Genomic DNA, 18,093 nt, shown 5'->3' on the forward strand with positions numbered 1-18,093 from the left:
ATTTTTTTATGCAGAGTAATTTAAAATTATTTCAAGTTTATGTATAATAAATAAGTTAAATATATTTTTTCGTTTTTAAATAACGTTACTAATAGAGTATGAAAGAGAGTGAACAAAATGGGTCGTAAGTGGAATAACATTAAAGATAAAAAGGCTGGGAAAGACGCAGCAAATAGCCGTATTTACGCTAAATTCGGTCGTGAAATTTACGTAGCAGCAAAATCAGGTGAACCAAACCCGGAATCTAACCGTGCACTGAAAACGGTTTTAGAACGTGCAAAAACTTATTCTGTACCAAAACATATTATTGAAAAAGCAATCGACAAAGCAAAAGGTGGCGGCGATGAGCAATTCGATGAGTTACGCTATGAAGGTTTCGGTGTCGCTGGTACAATGGTAATCGTTGATGCATTAACAAACAACGTAAACCGTACAGCTTCTGAAGTACGTGCAGCATTCGGTAAGAATGGCGGTAACATGGGCGTATCTGGTTCAGCGGCGCATATGTTCCAAAATACAGCTGTATTCGGAATTGAAGATAAATCAGAAGATGAGATTCTTGAAATTTTAATGGAAGCGGATTTAGATATGCGTGACATTATGGATGAAGAAGGCACAATTATCGTTTATGTTGAGCCGGAACAATTCCATGCTACACAAGAAGCATTTAAGGGTGCAGGCATTGAAGAATTTACTGTAGCAGAGTTAACGATGCTGCCAATGACAGATGTTGCTTTAACTGGTGATGATTTAGTGAAATTTGAAAAAATGATTGATGCATTGGAAGATTTGGAAGACGTGCAACGCGTGTACCACAATGCTGATTTAGGAGAATAAAAAATGTAAGCCCAAAGATGATTCTTTGGGCTTTTTTTGTGCTTTCATCAATTCTGGAAACTAACGGGAAATTGATAGTGCTATTTTCTTATTATTCATTAATAACATATAGTATTCATTAAAAGACATTGCTTTTAATTAATCTTTAATTCAAAATAAATTTAACAATTAAATATTATATTAGGAGATTAAATAGGCTATGAAAAGAATGGATAAATTAGGTAGTAGAATCATATTGATGATTGGCATTATTTTCGCCGTTATTTTACTATTAACAGTTATTATGCTTCAGTTTAATTCAGCACGTTCAGTTCAGTCATCAGTGAAGGAACGTACGATAGAAGTAGCTAGTAATATTGTAAATTACATAGATGTACAAAAGTATGAGCAGCTTATTGAAGAACCAGAAGAAAATGCAACATATTGGGCATTACGTGAACAGTTGAATGAATTACGTGAATACAATGGTGTCATGTATGCCTATACCTATTTTGTACCAGAAGAAAATGGGGAAGTTACATTTTTAGTTGATGGCATGCCGGCAGATGATACTGAAAATGCCGGGAAGCTAGGTGACGCATCGGGTTCTACAAAGTACGAGCATATTGAGCGGGTTATCGAAGACGGCCAATTTGCATCAGACCTTTTAAGCAGTGATTTTGGTGAATATATTACCGGTATTGTTCCGATTAAAAATGATGCAGGGAAAACGATTGCCTATTTAGGTGTTGATATCGATGCATCGTATGTTTCATCGTTAACAAAAAATGTAGCAAAAGAGATTGTCCCAATTATTGCGCTCATTTTCATTATTATTTTTATAGTAGCTTTAATCGGTATTTATACTTATATCCGTCGAGCGTTATCGCCATTACAAACATTAAATAAAGCAGCAGAAAATCTAGCTTTAGGTGATATTGTTGAATCACAGGCTATGTTGGATAAGCTGAATTTTAAAACGAATAATGAAATTACAGCATTCGCAAAAAATTTCCAAAGCTCGCTTGTCGAGTTATCAGCCACATTCCAAGTATTGAAGGAACGTACAGATGGGCTGGGAGAAGTAGTCGATCTAATCGAAACATCTACGGAACGTGTGAACACATCAAATGAAAAAATGGTGGAAAATATCGCCACGATATCACACAGCGGGACATTACAGCAAGTAAGCAATAATGAAGTAAATGCTGCGATGAATGAAATGGCAATCGGCATTCAGAAACTGGCCGATACATTTAATGAGATTGCTGAGATTTCTTCCGATATGACGAGCCTTGTTGAAGATGGTGCACAAAGTTCCGGTAAGGTAGTTGGCCAGATTCAAGGGGTAGAAAAATCGGTAGAAAATACGGCTAAGCTAGTAAAAGAAATGGGAGAAAACTTCCACTCAATTAAAGAAATGGTAACAGTCATTACGAATATTTCGGATCAGACGAATTTACTGGCGCTTAATGCAGCAATTGAAGCAGCACGTGCCGGAGAGGCAGGAAAAGGATTTGCGGTTGTAGCTGATGAAGTGAAGAAGCTGGCTGAAATGTCCCGTACATCTGCGGAGGAAATTTCGGGTCATCTCCAAAAATTCTCGCATATTACGGATCGATTACTAGTTGAGATTGATATGACAACAACAGATGTTAAAGAAGGAACGATGGCAGTAGGTGAAATTGGTCAACGCTTAGATCAAATTTTAAATTCTGTATTGAATGTCAATAATCGAATTCAGGACGATTCAGCAGTTGTTGAGCAAATGTCAGCAGGTGCAGAACAAATTTTAGCTTCGACTGAAGAAATGAGTCGTTTAGTAAATGATACATCCGACTATGCAAAACATTTGGCTCTTGCTTCTGATGAACAAACACTCGTAGTCGATGATTTAACAAAAGCGGTTGAAGAATTGGATAACCATTCACAACAAGTTGTATTGGAAATGAATAAGTTCAAAATATAATGACTGGCATAAGCAGCTGAGACCTTTTCTCGGCTGCTTATTTTTTATGTCTATTAGCCTAAAATAAAGCTAGATAAATATTCTGAAAATAATTGCAATTTATGCCATAATCATAAATAATAAAAGAGGGAATTTCGAATTCCGAATGAAGTGAACAGATGGGGTGAATGAGTTTGGTAACATTTAAAGACTTTGATTATAAACGACCGGATTTAGAACAAATGAAAGAACAGACAGCAGCATTATTAGAGGAATTTAAAGCTGCAACTACTGTAGATGAACAAAGCGAAGTTATTGAAAAATTAAATGCGATTCGCAACACATTTTCTACAATGGCTAATATCGTCTATGTACGTGCATCAATTGATACAAACGATGAGTATTACCAAAAAGAGCGTGACCATTTCGATGAAGTAAGCCCAATGGCAGATGAGCTTGTATTTAATTACTATACTGAACTAGTAAAATCGCCATTCCGTGCTCAACTGGAAGAAAAATGGGGTACGCAACTATTTGCATTAGCTGAGAACTTATTAAAAGGTTTCTCGCCTGCAGTAATCGAGCTTATGCAAAAGGAAAACAGATTGACGTCTGAATACAGCAAGCTAGTTGCTTCTGCTCAAATTGAATTTGATGGCAAAACTTTGACATTGGCACAGCTTGGGCCATATGCAGAATCTACAGAGCGTGATGTTCGTAAAGCAGCACGTGAAGCGAGTGCAGATTTCTATGCTTCAAACAAAGAAAAGTTCGATCAGATTTATGATGATTTAGTGAAGCTTCGCCATGAAATTGCGATAAAATTAGGCTTCAAAAACTATGTAGAACTTGGCTATGTCAATATGAACCGTGTTGACTACAATGCAGAGATGGTTGCCAAATTCCGCGAGCAAGTGCGTGAAAGTATCGTACCGCTTGCAACAAAACTGTATGAGCGCCAAGCAGAACGCATAGGTGTGGAAGACTTTAAATTCTATGATGAAGGCTTAACATTCTTAACAGGAAATGCCGTACCTCAAGGTGACCCGCAATGGATTATCGATAACGGTAAAAAAATGTACGAAGAACTATCTAAGGAAACAGGCGAGTTCTTCAACTATATGATCGAGCATGACCTGATGGATTTAGTTGCGAAAAAAGGTAAGGAAAGCGGCGGATACTGTACGTTTATCGAAGACTACGAATCACCGTACATCTTCTCGAACTTTAACGGCACATCCGGAGATATTGATGTACTGACACATGAGGCAGGACATGCATTCCAAGTGTATTCAAGCCGAAATATTGGAATTCCGGAATACTTATGGCCGACATATGAATCAGCAGAAATTCATTCTATGAGTATGGAATTCTTTACATGGCCTTGGATGGAGCTATTCTTCAAGCACCAAACAGATAAGTATAAATTCTCGCATTTAAGCAGCGGGTTACTATTCTTACCATACGGTGTAGCAGTAGATGAATTCCAGCATGTCGTGTATGAAAATCCACAAATGACACCAGCAGAGCGCAATGCTGCATGGAAAGAAATCGAAGCGAAGTATTTACCGCATCGCGATTATGACGGTCATGACTATTTAGAATCAGGAGCTTTCTGGCAACGACAAGGTCATATTTATTCAAGCCCATTCTATTATATTGACTACACGTTAGCGCAAATTTGTGCATTCCAGTTTTGGAAACGTTCACGCGAAGACTTTGATGGTGCTTGGAAAGACTATCTGCATTTATGCAGTCTAGGCGGGTCATTTGCTTTCACAAAACTTGTTGAAGAAGCGGGCTTAATCTCGCCATTTGACGAAGGCTGTGTGGAGTCGGTTGTAGGTACAATCGAAGACTATTTAAATTCAATTGACGATAAAAGGCTATAAAAGTTAAGAGGTTTGTTCCGCAAAGACTCCTTTGCGGAAGAAACCTTTTTTATTTTTTGTATTTTATGAACCTTTATGGCATGCTAAAACGTACATAGTTATAGTAAAAATATAAAGTAAAAGAAAGTTTGGGAAAGAGAGTGAGCCGATGACAAGAAAACTGTGGTTCCAAGTTGGCGTAGGTATTTTATTAACATTATTAATTATTAAATACTTTATTGAAATTCATTCGATATTTAATCCGATTATCATCATTTTTACGACAATACTTGTACCGTTATTACTCGGTGGGGTGCTCTATTATATTTCAGAGCCGTTACAGCGTATATTGGAAAAACGGGGAATGCCGAGATGGGGTAGTTTAATAACGATTGTTCTTATAATTGCGGGTTTATTCGCAAGTTTTTTGATTTTGGTTGGTACTCCAATTGCAAACCAAGTAAACAGACTTGTTGAAAATGCACCGACAATCGCTAAGGATATTGAAGAAGCAGCTGATTTTATTTTAGATAATAAGGAAAATATTCCGATGTTACCTCCGCAAGTAGAAGAGTTTATAGCATCTGTAACCAATTCGATACAAGACATTGCTGTCGCAAGTAGTAAATATCTTGTTTCTTTCTTAAGTGGGGCGGTAACCGTCACATTAACATTAGTATTAGCACCATTTTTCTTTATTTTTATGTTGAAAGACCATGAAAAATTCGCTCCTCAGATTTATGGTATCTTTTCCGGGGAACGCCGCACATGGGTGAAAAAAACATTAGAAGAAATTGATAACGTATTAAGAAGCTATGTACAAGGACAAGTATTGGTCAGCTTTTTACTCGCGATTATGATGTATATTGGCTATTTAATCATTGGTTTGGAATATTCATTATTACTTGCTTTGTTTGCATTTTTTATGAATATGATTCCGTTTATCGGTCCGTGGCTTTCCCTTGTACCGGCAGTGATTGTAGCACTTCTGAATAATCCGTTTGACGTTATTTGGGTTGGTGTTGTAACGCTTGTCGCACAGCAAGTAGAAAGTAACTTAATCACACCAAATGTTATGGGGAGATCTTTGGATATTCACCCGTTGACAGTCATTTCAATCGTATTGGCAGCAGGTAATATTGCCGGGTTTATCGGAATTCTGATTGCGATTCCTACGTACTGTGTCATTAAAGTAATCGTTCAAAATATTTATGAAGAACGCAAACAGATTAAAGAGACTGCCAATAAGACGATATAACCTAGTTTATATGGCTAAGTTGCGGAGCATATGTGATAAGCATATGCTTCGCTTTTTAATTTTCGCCGGACACGGTATACTTATTAATTGAAAAGACATTTAAAAGGAGCAGACAATGCTAACATTTGAACAAAAACAAGAAATTATCGAATCATTTCCTCAGTTGACGAAAAAGGAAATTTCATTAAAACGTGTGAACTACCACTTTGAAGAAAGTCTTTACGAAAAATCGATTGTTGTAGAAAAGTTGCATCCAAACGGCAATGGCTTTGTATTCGTAGGCGACTTATTGAAATATGAAAAAGAAGCTGGCGATAACGGGCTTGTTAATATTCGCGACTATAGTGAAGAAGCGTTACGTGAAATAGTGCGCGACTCAATTAACTATTTATCTGAGGAAGAAGAAGAGATTTTACCGATTGTAGAGACATGGACATCGCGTGAAGGAACAAAACTAGAGCTGGAGTTTAATGATCGTTCTTGGAATATTTACCATCAAGGAAATTTAGAGGAATCTTTCGGTACGCGTGAAGACGCTGTCGCTTATTTACGTGAGGAAGGTTTCCGACTTTCAAAATAGATAAGTGAGGGAATTGAAGAATGACACAACAGAATTCATCGAAAGAAATGTCCGGAAATAAAATGGTCAAAATTATCGTCGGTACAATTTTAGTAGCATCCATTGTGATTGTCATTGCAATTCAAGCATTTTACATGTTGTGGGAACCTAAAGACCCGAAACAAATCGAGTTGAACAAAAGTGAAGAGTCGAGCAATGTAAGTTCAGTTATGCTTCCGTTTGAGGAGCAGCTGTATTTAGGTTAGGCAGATTGCTTCAATTTCTAAAATCCTTTTCGTCGGTATAGCGGCGGAGGGGATTTTTTTGTTTGAGGTGCGGGGCGGTGGTGTTGGTTTTCTAATAAAGGCTACGGTAGTATTAATATCCACACTATTTCTTCTAATATCTTCACCAATTGTTCTAATAAACTCAAACCCGGTTAGCCGGCACCTAAAAATAAAAGAAAAGTCACCAGTTTCACCCAGTCTTCTAATAAAAGCAACGGAATTTCTAATTCCCCCGACAAATGTTCTAACAACAGAAACAAAAAAAGCCGCCCAGCCCACTTACAACAGGCCGGACGACTATTTATTAACATTATCTCTTATTCTTCTTAAACGGTAGCCACCAGTTCCAGTCGCCAAACAGTTTCATGAAGCTTGGGACAAGCATCAGGCGGATGACTGTTGCGTCAATAGCAATAGCGATCGCAATACCGACTCCAATTTGCTTCACGGGCATGACATCCGTAAATGCGAATGCTCCTGTAATGACAATCATAATAAGCGCTGCCGATGTAATGATTTTACTTGTCGAGACAAGTCCATCGACCGTTGCCTTCGTATTAGTTGCCCCTTTTAAATATTCTTCCTGAATACGGGAAATTAAAAATACTTCATAGTCCATACTTAAGCCGAACACTAAGCAGAAGGTCAACACCGGAATAATCAATACAATTGTCGTTGCTTCCAAACCGAAATGGCCATATTGGAAAATGTATACAAGAATACCGAATGTCGCACCTAAGCCAAGGATATTCATTAAGATTGCTTTCAACGGAATTAAAATCGAACGGAATGCAATCATTAAAATGAAGAAGGTAGATACAATTATAATCGCAATGGCAATAAGTACTTTGCCGGCAATCTCATCAAAGATTTCCTGATTGAATTTCGCTTGACCGGACAAAGCGAAATCGACGCCTAAGTCTTTTTCACTCCAGTCGCGTACAAAATCCTGAGCTTCAAATGAAGAACCTTCAGCATTTAAATAAGCGACCATATACATTTTGTCTTCCTGAATAAAGTTTTCCGCCACTTCATCCAGTGCACCGGGAGCTTGTGGGTTGCTGTTCGCCATTTCCCACATTTCAACGGACTCAATATTGGCTACAGTAAACATTGATGTTACACGACCGACAAGAGGGTCATCCAACAGCTGCTGCTGAATATCGAATATTTTTTCGCGTCCTTCTTTCGTATCCCAAGCAGCGGCATCTTCATTTTCTGCCAGAAGGAATACCGGTGTATTATCGGCAAGCCCAAACTGTTCATCGAGCGTATCAAAGGTTTGGCGCGATTCATATGATTCCGGCAATGATTCCGTAGAAGGGATCGTTAACTCGATATCTTTGATCGGCACCATTGCAACACATAACAGAATGATGGCCACAACAATAATTGTGACAGGTCGTTTCATGACAAAGGCGGCGAACTTCTGCCAACGAGAGGCAGTCGCTTTTATTCGGAAAACACGGCCTTTATTTAAACGGTCACCAAGAAGCATCAATGTTGCCGGTAAAAGTGTAATACCAGTTAAGACAGCCAGCAACACGACAATTGATCCGCCAAGCGCGATGTTCATGAAAATTTCCACATCAATGACGATCATTGCACCAAGACCAATCATGACACAAAGCGCTGAGAAGATAATCGATCGTCCTGCTGTTTGGATAGCAATTTGAACTGACTGCTCAATGGATTGTGTGTTGCGTTCTTCACGGTAACGGTTAATAAGCAGCAAAGCAAAATCAATACTTAAAGCTAACCCGAGCATTGGGACGATATTTAAAACGAAAATCGATAAGTTCACACTATCGCCTAAAAGAGCCAATAGACCAAGTGTGATGACAACCGTGGCACCGCCAACTAAAATAGGCAGTAAAGAAGCTACAATCGTACCGAATGCTAACAATAAAACGATTAAAGCAATCGGAAGACCAATCGTTTCAGCTTTAATTAAATCATTTTGACTTGCTACATTAATATCCTTTGAAATAACCGGTTCACCTGTAATGGAAATACCGTTAACTTCGCCGAGCTTTTCACGCAACTCGTCAATAATAGGGAAGTAATCATCTACCGAATTATCAAACTCCAGCATTCCATAGGCATAGCCGTCTTTATTTAATTCTTCGACACCTACAGGAGATGTTATTGTTTGAATTTCTTCAATTGTTTCTAATCTTTCAAGGGCAGACGAAATTTCCTCATCTGTTTTATTTTCAAACAGCACAAAAATCGTTTTTGCGGGTAAATTGAATGTATCCGATAACTCGTGCGTTACATACGAGTGGTCGCCATCATAGAAAAACCCATCCCCTTGCAGTTTAGAAGGGAGTTGAAGCGCAAAAAATGCTAGAACAACTAAAATTGCACACCATAGTAGAACGATCGGTTTTGCAAATTTTGTAATGAATGCTGCGAACTGTTTCATAAATTACCGCCTTTCTTTTTCCATAAATACAGTGTAATGGATTCATAGAAAAAAAGAAAAGAGGGAGGTTTGTCCGAAAAAAAATTTCGAAACATACCTCTCCTCTTTACTAAAAGAATAGATTTAATACTGTATAAATAATCGCTGCCATTACAGCAGAAATAGGCATTGTAATAATCCATGTTGTGACAATTTTACGAGCCATACCCCAGTTTACGCCTTTTACATTTTGAGCTGAACCAACACCCATAATTGCAGAAGAAATAACATGTGTTGTTGATACAGGCAAGTGAATTAATGTTGCACCGAAAATGATGGATGCGGAAGCAAGGTCTGCAGCAGCACCATTTACAGGACGGATTTTCATAATTTTGCCGCCAACTGTTTTAATGATTTTATAACCGCCGATTGATGTACCAAGACCCATTGCTAAAGCACAGGCAAAACGTACCCAACCCTGTACATCATCCGTTGTTTGCAAATTCGCTGCAATCAGTGCCATCGTAATAATACCCATCGCCTTTTGAGCATCGTTTGTCCCGTGGGTAAATGATTGAATGGCAGCAGTGAAAATTTGCATAATACGGAAACCTTTATTTGTTTTATATAGGTTCATATTCTTAAAAATGAATTTCATTATTGTCATCATTATATAACCAGCACAAATCGCAATGATTGGTGATGCTAATAAAGCAATGATGATTTTTGTGAATCCGCTATAGTTTAAAACCCCGACTCCAGATGCTGCAATGGCAGCACCTGCAATCGAACCGATCAATGTATGAGACGAACTTGATGGAATTCCAAAATACCAAGTGACTAAGTTCCAAGTGATCGCTGATAATAGAGCGGCCAAAATAACAACAGTACCGATTAATGGTGCATCAGGTGTAGATAATGTAAAAGGGTCAACAATATCTGACGCAATCGCCTTTGCAACACCTACGAATGTAATGGCACCCAAGAAATTCATAAACGCTGCCATGACTACCGCTACTCGAGGAGGTAGCGCACGTGTTGAAACGGATGTTGCTATCGCATTTGCCGTGTCATGAAAACCATTAATGAAGTCAAATGCAAGTGCAAAAAAGACTACTAGGACAGTAATGATAAGTAGTGTATTCATTAAAAGGACTCCTCATTAATTACGCATTACGCATAATAATTGTTTCGATTGTATTAGCAACTGTTTGACAGTAGTCGGCAATTTCTTCTAACTGTTCATAAATATCTTTGAATTTAATTAGACGAATAGGATCTTTTTCGTTTAAAAACAGCTTTTTAATAGAAGAACGTAAAACTTCATCACATTCACGCTCATAATCTTTAATTAAAATTGCGTGTTGACGCATCCCAACAAGATCTTTTTTGTTTAATAGTTCCATCGCTTTAACGATTTCATCAGTAGATTTGGCAATATATGCTAGGAAATCGCGCATCGATTCATCGATTTCTGTTAATGAAAACATTTCGAAATGTGCAATCGTACCTTCTGCACCATCTAACACATCATCCATACGAATTGCTAATGATAAAATATCTTCACGCTCAATTGGCGTCATAAATGATTTATTAAGCATGACAATTAATTCATGAATTAATTTATCACCTGCTGTTTCGTATTGCTTCATACGAATGCTAATTTCCTTTAAGTCTGCAACCGTTTCAATGCGGAAATCATTTGCATAATGGATACCTTCACGCATATTTTCAGCAATTTTCAATAAGGCTGAAAAAAACGGATCTTGCTTCTTTGAACTAAACATGGAATGCCTCCTGGATATATATAATTAAAATAATTTTAAAAATTAACCTCAATTATCATAACAAAAACTTAAAAAAATCTATACAAATTTTACTCTAACCTTATCAATCTTTACAATTCTGTAACAAAAGGAAAAGGTGAATAAGTAATTATTTTTAGTCGAAAGATAGAAAAAATACAACTAAACGAGTAAACTGTTTTGGTATTATAGTAAATTTTGTAGCTCATTTTCCAAAAATGGCTTCGCATTCAAAAAGCGTACAAATTCGTTATATTTTAATCGCTGCTCACTTGTTGGCTTCTTCCCGGTGAAATAAGCACGTATTAAAATATTCTTTGGAGTATTTTCCATATCGATAAATTCCAATAACTGAGTATCATAGCCGACAAGTGATAAAAGTTCAGCGCGAATTGAATCCGTAGCCAATGCGGCAAAGCGCTCCTTCACTAAGCCATGCTGTGTCATAATCGATAATGCAGGTGCCTGCAGCTGACGGTTCAATTCATGTTGACAGCAAGGAACACTTAAAATAACTTTTGCGCCCCATTTTACAGCACGGGCTAATGCCATATCTGTCGCAACATCACAAGCATGAAGGGTTACGACCATATCTACAGAAGTTTCTTCATTGAAGTCATTAATATCCCCAACTAAAAACTGTAGATCTTCATATTGTAAATCTGCTGCAATCCGGTTACATTCCTCAATCACTTCCTTTTTGAGGTCAAGGCCTGTGACATGTATATCAAGACCCTTTTCAATTTTTAAGTAATGATACAAAGCGAATGTTAAATAGGACTTACCAGAACCGAAATCTAGTATTTGAATAGTTTTATCTTTCGGCAAATGGGCTAAAGAATCATCGATAAACTCAACAAAGCGATTGATTTGTTTAAACTTATCGTATTTCTGTTTCTTTATTTTCCCATCCTCTGACTGTACTCCTAAACGGACTAAAAACGGGTGAATACGGGAATCATCCAATAGATATTGTTTTTTTCGGTTATGGGATAAGTTCACTTGTTTAGTTGTCGCATTTTGATCAGATTTCCAAAGCACTTTATTTTTCTTCGAGAGTTGCACTTGTACAGTCTGCTCCTGAAACTCAGCATGTACTTGCCGGAACTGTTCAAAAAGAGCATCGAGCTTCGTGGCTAAATCTTCAACTGTTATATTTTCATGCTTTAAAATGCGCTCATATTGATATTCCAGTTGGATCATATATTCTCCGCGAATTTCTACGGGCTTGAGTTTGACCCGTTTTAAGTCACTGGATTTTTGACGTGGCTGGCTAATAGTTGCTTGAAGTAGTGTTTTATTAGAAATGAGTGCATGAAGCCGCACTTTCATTTGTTCGAATTCCATAAAAACCGCCTTTTCTTTTTTCAAAATATTGTTTCCCTATAGTATCATAATGCGCTTATATGTTGTCATTGTACAGGCTTTTGAATTGTATGTTACGATGGGGAAAAACTATAGATGGTAGCAAGGAGGCAAAAATTTGAAAGATGTTGAAGTATTAATTGAACGCGGTGTATTAGTTGGCGTCAATTTACAAAAGGATGAGCATTTTGATTACTCAATGGAAGAGTTGGCAAATTTAGCACAAGCTTTAGATGTAGAAGTTGTAGGCATGGTGACGCAAAATCTAGAACGTGTGACACCTTCACATTATGTAGGTACAGGGAAAATTGAAGAAATTAAGGCGTTCTTTGATGAAACAGATGCCAACATTATTATTTTTAATGATGAACTCTCACCGTCACAAATCCGTAATTTAGAGCGTGATTTACAATGTAAAGTAATTGACCGTACAATGCTGATTTTAGATATTTTCAGCCGCCGTGCAAAAACACGTGAAGCGCAATTACAAGTAGAGCTCGCTCAATTACAGTATATGCTTCCGCGTCTAGTTGGGCTCCATGCTTCACTATCCCGTCAAGGGGGAGGAACAGGCGGCGGCTTTAAAAACCGTGGTGCAGGGGAAACAAAACTTGAACTTGACCGTCGTAAAATTGAAGATCAGATTTCGAAAATCAAGAAAGAACTTGAATCCGTTAAAGAACAGCGTGAAACACAGCGCAAGCAACGCCGTAAAAATGCAGTACCTGTCGTATCAATTGTAGGTTATACAAATGCAGGAAAGTCCACGATTATGAACCAGTTACTTGCGAAGGCGGGGCAAGAAGATACAAAGCAAGTGTTTGAAAAGGATATGTTGTTCGCGACACTTGAAACTTCAGTCCGTAATATTGAACTGGAAGATAATAAATCCTTTTTACTGACTGATACGGTTGGTTTTGTTAGCAAACTGCCACATCACTTAGTAAAAGCATTCCGATCGACATTGGAAGAAGCACGAGAATCCGACCTGCTGCTGCATGTTGTAGATGTATCAAATGAAGAATACCGCTTTATGATGGAAGTAACGAATGAAACATTAAAAGCGATTGATGTTGAAAATATTCCTACTATATATGTATACAATAAATCCGACTTGGCTGATGTGGAATATCCGTTAGTTAGCGGGGACAATATTTGGCTTTCTGCGAAGGAAGATGTAGGACTGGAAGAGTTGCTTCAACAAATCAAACAACAAATTTTTGCTAATTATGTTACATGTAAAATGCTTATTCCATACAATCAGGGTGGAATTGTTTCCTATTTAAATGAGCAGGCAACTGTTTTAGAAACGGAATATGAAGAAGAGGGTACATTATTAACGCTTGAACTTAAAGAGGCGGATTATCAGAAGTATGAAATTTATGTGGTAAAGTAATAATGGAGATAACAAGCTAAAGTACGTTGTGGTTGCATCGTACTCTAGCTTTTTTTATTAAATCTTTATCTAGTTGAAAAGTCAAAATAATTTCTTTACTGAATTAATTGTTTTATAATACAAAAATCCTGTTGTGGTAATTTGTTCTATTTATCTGAAAATAATGAAAAAACATAAAATTATAACATTTTGATTATTTGTTGATTTTAATCAACTATTAGGCTAAAGTGTTCAAGTATATTATTTCAAATGTCAGACAACAGACGACGGAGTTTATTGTCAGAATATTTATTAATCGGGAGGATTTCAAATGTATTCAAAAGAAGAAATTGTGAAGTCCGTTCCTCAAACTGGTTTTGTCGGTCAACCTAAAGGGTTGTTTACACTATTCTTTACAGAGTTTTGGGAACGTTTTTCATATTATGGTATGCGTGCCATTCTACTATTCTACATGTACTATGCAGTTAAGGATGGTGGATTAGGACTAGATCGTACGCAAGCTAACATCATCATGTCGATTTACGGTTCATTAATCTACATGTCAGGTATTATCGGCGGGTGGATCGCTGACCGTATTACTGGTATGCGTAAAGCGATATTCTATGGCGGAATATTAATTATGATTGGTCATATATTATTGGCCTTGCCGCTTGGTGTATCAGCATTATACTTATCGATGTTCTTTATCATCATTGGTACTGGTTTATTAAAGCCAAATGTTTCATCAGTAGTTGGTGACTTGTATGCAGAAAATGATGCACGTCGTGATTCAGGATTCTCTATTTTCTATATGGGTATCAACATGGGTGGTTTCCTGGCGCCTTTATTAGTTGGTTTATTCCAAAAAAACTGGGGCTTCCATGCAGGATTCAGTGTCGCTGCAGTAGGTATGTTCATCGGTTTAGTTGTTTACTTAATGTCACAAAAGAGCCTTGGTTTAGCAGGTTCTGTAGCACCTAACCCACTTTCAGATAAAGAGAAGAAAACGACAACACGTAATTTCACAATTGGTGGTTTAATTATTGTAATTTTAGGTTTTGTAGCTTACCAAACAGGTAACGCAAGCATTGAAAACTTCTCATTATTAATTACATTCTTAGGTGTAATGATTCCTACGTTATTTATTATTTATATGTATCGTAGTCCAAAAACAAATGCAGACGAAAAATCTCGTCTATTAGCATATATCCCATTATTCATTTGTGCGGTAATGTTCTGGGCAATTGCTGAACAATCTTCAACAGTCATTGCAACGTTCATTGATACTCGTACAAACTTAAATTTATGGGGCTTTGAAATTCCGGCTGCATGGTTCCAGTCATTTAACCCGTTATTCATCATCGTTCTAGCGCCAATGTTTGCGCTTATGTGGACGAAATTAGCGGATCGCGGACCATCAACTCCGAAGAAATTTGCTTTATCTTTATTCTTTGCAGGTATTTCATTCTTCGTAATGATCGCAGCAATCGTTTTAACTCCAGAAGATACGTTAGTAAACCCACTTTGGGTTGTATTCTCAATCTTCCTGTTAGTATTAGGTGAGCTATTGCTTTCACCAGTTGGTTTATCAGCTACAACGAAATTGGCACCAGCTGCATTCGCAGGCCAAACAATGGCGTTATGGTTCCTGGCATCAGCTGCTGCACAAGCAATTAATGCACAGTTAGTTCGAGTTTACGGAATCGTATCTGAAACAACTTACTTCGGTGTATTAGGTGGTTTATCGGTTGTATTAGGTGTTATTATCCTCCTGATTTCGCCAATCATCTCTAAAGCAATGCGCGGTATTAAATAATTAATAATCATCAAACCTTTATTTACAGAATTTCTGTAAATAAAGGTTTTTTCTTTTGGTCAATAAGGAATAATAAAAGTTAACTACTTAAAAAGGTAGTCTGTGGTATATAATGGGATTGGGATGATACTTAAAGAAGCGCTATAAATTCTTTCAGTAAGGAAGTATCGATTCTTCACATGAACTTCTTTCAGCGATTGTCAAAAACTTTTGCCGAAAGAGACCCATTTGGGTTAATTTCGCTACATTTGGTCGAAAATAACCGGGGTAACCGATATATGTAGAACATTCCCGATGGTTACACATCTTTTTCAAAAATCATGCGACAAAGCATGATTGCGGAGAGACACTAAGTAAAGCAAGGCGTTTTTAAGTATGAAGAAAAGTAACTATAGGGGAGGCAGAATTATGTTAGAATCAGTGACGATTAAAGAATTAACGACAATTGAACAAATTGAAGAGGCACGAAAGCTAGAGCATGAAATTTGGGCTGTCGGCAGCATTCCAGTACATCAAACAATTGCGACGATTCGCAATGGCGGGATTGTACTCGGTGCATATTTAAATGATGAAATAATTGGTTTTAACTATAGTTGCCCTGGATATATGGATGAGAATATATACTTATATTCCCATATGATTGGTGTGAAGCGTAATTATCGTGAGCAAGGCGTTGGAGAATTGCTTAAAAATTACTTAAAGGATATCGCAATAGAGCGCGGTTACAGAACTTGCCGCTGGACGTTTGATCCACTTGAAGCGCGCAGCGGATTTTTGAACTTTTCAAAGTTGCGTAGTTATAGCGATACTTATATAGAAAATTGCTACGGTGAAATGGAAGACCCGTTCAATCGGGTATTGCCTACAGATCGTCTTTGTGTAGAGTGGCAACTTGTTGATAATGATTACTTGCGCTGGGATGCGAAAGTGGAAGAATTACTGGATGAAGCAAAGCCGGTAGTGAATTGGGAAGAGAATATGGTAGGCCTTCCGACATTGGATCCGGAGCAAAAGTTTGATAAAGAAGAGGCGCTTATTCATGATGCCTATCTGTTACCTATCCCTACGAATTTCCAGAAAATCAAAGTGGAAAGTGTTGCGTTGGCAGAAGATTGGCGCTATAAAACGAGAAATATTTTACAGGCAATGTTTGATCAAAATTATAAAATAATTTATTTACACAAAATAAATGATAATATTAGCCATTACTTACTTGTAAAGCGTTCATTATTTGCTCTTTAATTTATCAGTGAATGATGTCGCAGCTAAATATTATTAGGAGCAATAAAGATGAAATTAGTAGAAGTGACAATACATGAGCTAGTGATGCGAATGAAAACTCCGTTTACGACAAGCTTAGGGACTATGCAAGACAAGCGTTTTATAGTTGTGGAAGCGACGGATGAAAGTGGTGTAGTCGGCTGGGGTGAGGGGGTTGCATTTGAAGAGCCTTCCTACACAGAAGAAACATTTAAAACTTCACTTCATGTATTGGAGGATTTTTTGATCCCTTCATTACTCGGGAAAGAATTAATGCATCCGGATGATGTGTATGAGCGATTCCGTACGATCCGACGCAATAACATGGCGAAAGCGTCGATTGAAGGCGCGGTGTGGGATATTTATGCTCAATTGACGAACCGATCGTTGGCAACGGCTGTTGGCGGTGTCCAGGAAAAAATTGAAGTAGGAATCAGCATCGGTTTACAACCTACAGATGAACAGCTGGTCCATACAATTCAGCAGTTTTTGGATGAAGGTTATAAGCGTATTAAAGTAAAAATCAAACCGGGAAAAGATATTGAGCTGATCCGAACAATACGGCAAGCATTCCCGGCAATTCCTTTAATGGCAGATGCAAACTCTGCGTATACATTGGATGACATCGATCGATTAAAAGAGCTGGATGCATTTAATTTAATGATGATCGAGCAGCCATTAGCGCATGACGACCTTATCGATCATGCCATATTGCAAAAGCAGATAAAAACACCGATTTGTTTGGATGAGAGTATTACTTCTTTAGAGGATACGAGAAAAGCGATTCAACTAGGAAGCTGTCAGGTGATAAATATTAAAATTGCGCGAGTTGGCGGTATTAGCGAGGCGAAGCGTATCCATGACTACTGTATGGAACACCATATTCCTGTGTGGTGCGGGGGAATGCTGGAAGCGGGTATTGGCCGTGCGCAAAATGTAGCACTGACAAGTCTTGCAAACTTTATAATGCCTGGGGATACGGCTGCTTCTGAACGCTATTGGCATGAAGATATTATTCAACCGGAAGTAACCGTTACAGATGGATACATTACCGTTCCAAAAACAAAGGGGCTTGGCTATAATGTAAACCGCGAAGCAATAAATAAGTACAGTATAAATAAAAAAACATATCGCATGTAAATGTAAGGCCACAATTTTAATAATTGTGGTCTTTTTTCTATTCAATTTTTTTCTATTAGAATACATACGGGATGTTGTATATAAAACGAAGAATCGCTCTAAAAATACATTTTTCAATATATTCCTCTTTTAATACAAGTTAATGTAAATTGTCTGTTTGATTTTCATTATTAGCAATTATATAAT

14 protein-coding genes are annotated in these 18,093 nt (G+C 37.6%); 10 read left to right on the forward strand and 4 right to left on the reverse strand.

Going from position 1 to position 18,093, the window contains the following annotated elements; translation table 11 throughout:
• Positions 1-117 precede the first annotated feature (117 nt).
• The 6 genes from AC6CH1_RS17625 (at position 118) to AC6CH1_RS17650 (ending at position 6,718) form a co-directional block, all read left to right on the forward strand.
• The gene (locus tag AC6CH1_RS17625) at positions 118-837 is read left to right on the forward strand and encodes a YebC/PmpR family DNA-binding transcriptional regulator (RefSeq protein ID WP_251691214.1); all 720 of its coding nucleotides are present in this window, start codon (positions 118-120) and stop codon (positions 835-837) included.
• Between the two features lie 199 nt (positions 838-1,036).
• Entirely contained in the window at positions 1,037-2,785 is a 1,749-nt protein-coding gene (locus AC6CH1_RS17630) for a methyl-accepting chemotaxis protein (RefSeq protein WP_498318665.1), read from the forward strand.
• 167 nt (positions 2,786-2,952) lie between these two features.
• Positions 2,953-4,656 (forward strand): M3 family oligoendopeptidase, encoded by a 1,704-nt coding sequence (locus AC6CH1_RS17635; RefSeq protein ID WP_498318666.1) that lies wholly within the window; start codon positions 2,953-2,955, stop codon positions 4,654-4,656.
• A gap of 148 nt (positions 4,657-4,804) precedes the next feature.
• On the forward strand, positions 4,805-5,893 hold the full coding sequence (locus tag AC6CH1_RS17640) for an AI-2E family transporter (RefSeq protein ID WP_014822503.1): 1,089 nt from the start codon (positions 4,805-4,807) through the stop codon (positions 5,891-5,893).
• A 115-nt stretch (positions 5,894-6,008) separates the two neighbouring features.
• Positions 6,009-6,473 (forward strand): hypothetical protein, encoded by a 465-nt coding sequence (locus AC6CH1_RS17645; protein ID WP_251691219.1) that lies wholly within the window; start codon positions 6,009-6,011, stop codon positions 6,471-6,473.
• 20 nt (positions 6,474-6,493) lie between these two features.
• Positions 6,494-6,718 carry a hypothetical protein gene (locus AC6CH1_RS17650; protein ID WP_251691221.1) on the forward strand — a complete coding sequence of 75 codons (225 nt, stop codon included), beginning with the start codon at positions 6,494-6,496 and terminating at the stop codon, positions 6,716-6,718.
• A gap of 331 nt (positions 6,719-7,049) precedes the next feature.
• On the opposite strand, the gene AC6CH1_RS17655 is transcribed toward AC6CH1_RS17650, so the two are convergent.
• The 4 genes from AC6CH1_RS17655 to AC6CH1_RS17670 form a co-directional block, all read right to left on the reverse strand.
• The gene (locus tag AC6CH1_RS17655) at positions 7,050-9,167 is read right to left on the reverse strand and encodes an MMPL family transporter (protein ID WP_498318669.1); all 2,118 of its coding nucleotides are present in this window, start codon (positions 9,165-9,167) and stop codon (positions 7,050-7,052) included.
• 109 nt (positions 9,168-9,276) lie between these two features.
• Positions 9,277-10,293, reverse strand: coding sequence for an inorganic phosphate transporter (locus AC6CH1_RS17660; protein WP_251691225.1), 1,017 nt, complete (start codon positions 10,291-10,293; stop codon positions 9,277-9,279).
• A gap of 19 nt (positions 10,294-10,312) precedes the next feature.
• Complete coding sequence (locus AC6CH1_RS17665) at positions 10,313-10,933, reverse strand: DUF47 domain-containing protein (RefSeq protein ID WP_008405849.1); 621 nt, start codon at positions 10,931-10,933, stop codon at positions 10,313-10,315.
• Between the two features lie 204 nt (positions 10,934-11,137).
• Complete coding sequence (locus AC6CH1_RS17670; RefSeq protein WP_498318672.1) at positions 11,138-12,298, reverse strand: class I SAM-dependent methyltransferase; 1,161 nt, start codon at positions 12,296-12,298, stop codon at positions 11,138-11,140.
• Between the two features lie 136 nt (positions 12,299-12,434).
• Between AC6CH1_RS17670 and hflX the strand changes: the two genes are divergently transcribed.
• The 4 genes from hflX (at position 12,435) to menC (ending at position 17,907) form a co-directional block, all read left to right on the forward strand.
• Entirely contained in the window at positions 12,435-13,712 is a 1,278-nt protein-coding gene (gene hflX / locus AC6CH1_RS17675; RefSeq protein WP_498318673.1) for a GTPase HflX, read from the forward strand.
• Between the two features lie 310 nt (positions 13,713-14,022).
• Complete coding sequence (locus AC6CH1_RS17680) at positions 14,023-15,507, forward strand: peptide MFS transporter (RefSeq protein WP_251691231.1); 1,485 nt, start codon at positions 14,023-14,025, stop codon at positions 15,505-15,507.
• Positions 15,508-15,915: 408 nt separating this feature from the next.
• Entirely contained in the window at positions 15,916-16,749 is an 834-nt protein-coding gene (locus AC6CH1_RS17685) for a GNAT family N-acetyltransferase (RefSeq protein ID WP_498318675.1), read from the forward strand.
• A 48-nt stretch (positions 16,750-16,797) separates the two neighbouring features.
• Complete coding sequence (gene menC, locus AC6CH1_RS17690) at positions 16,798-17,907, forward strand: o-succinylbenzoate synthase (protein ID WP_498318677.1); 1,110 nt, start codon at positions 16,798-16,800, stop codon at positions 17,905-17,907.
• Positions 17,908-18,093: the final 186 nt, after the last annotated feature.

Source organism: Solibacillus sp. GQ1, from assembly GCF_059758555.1.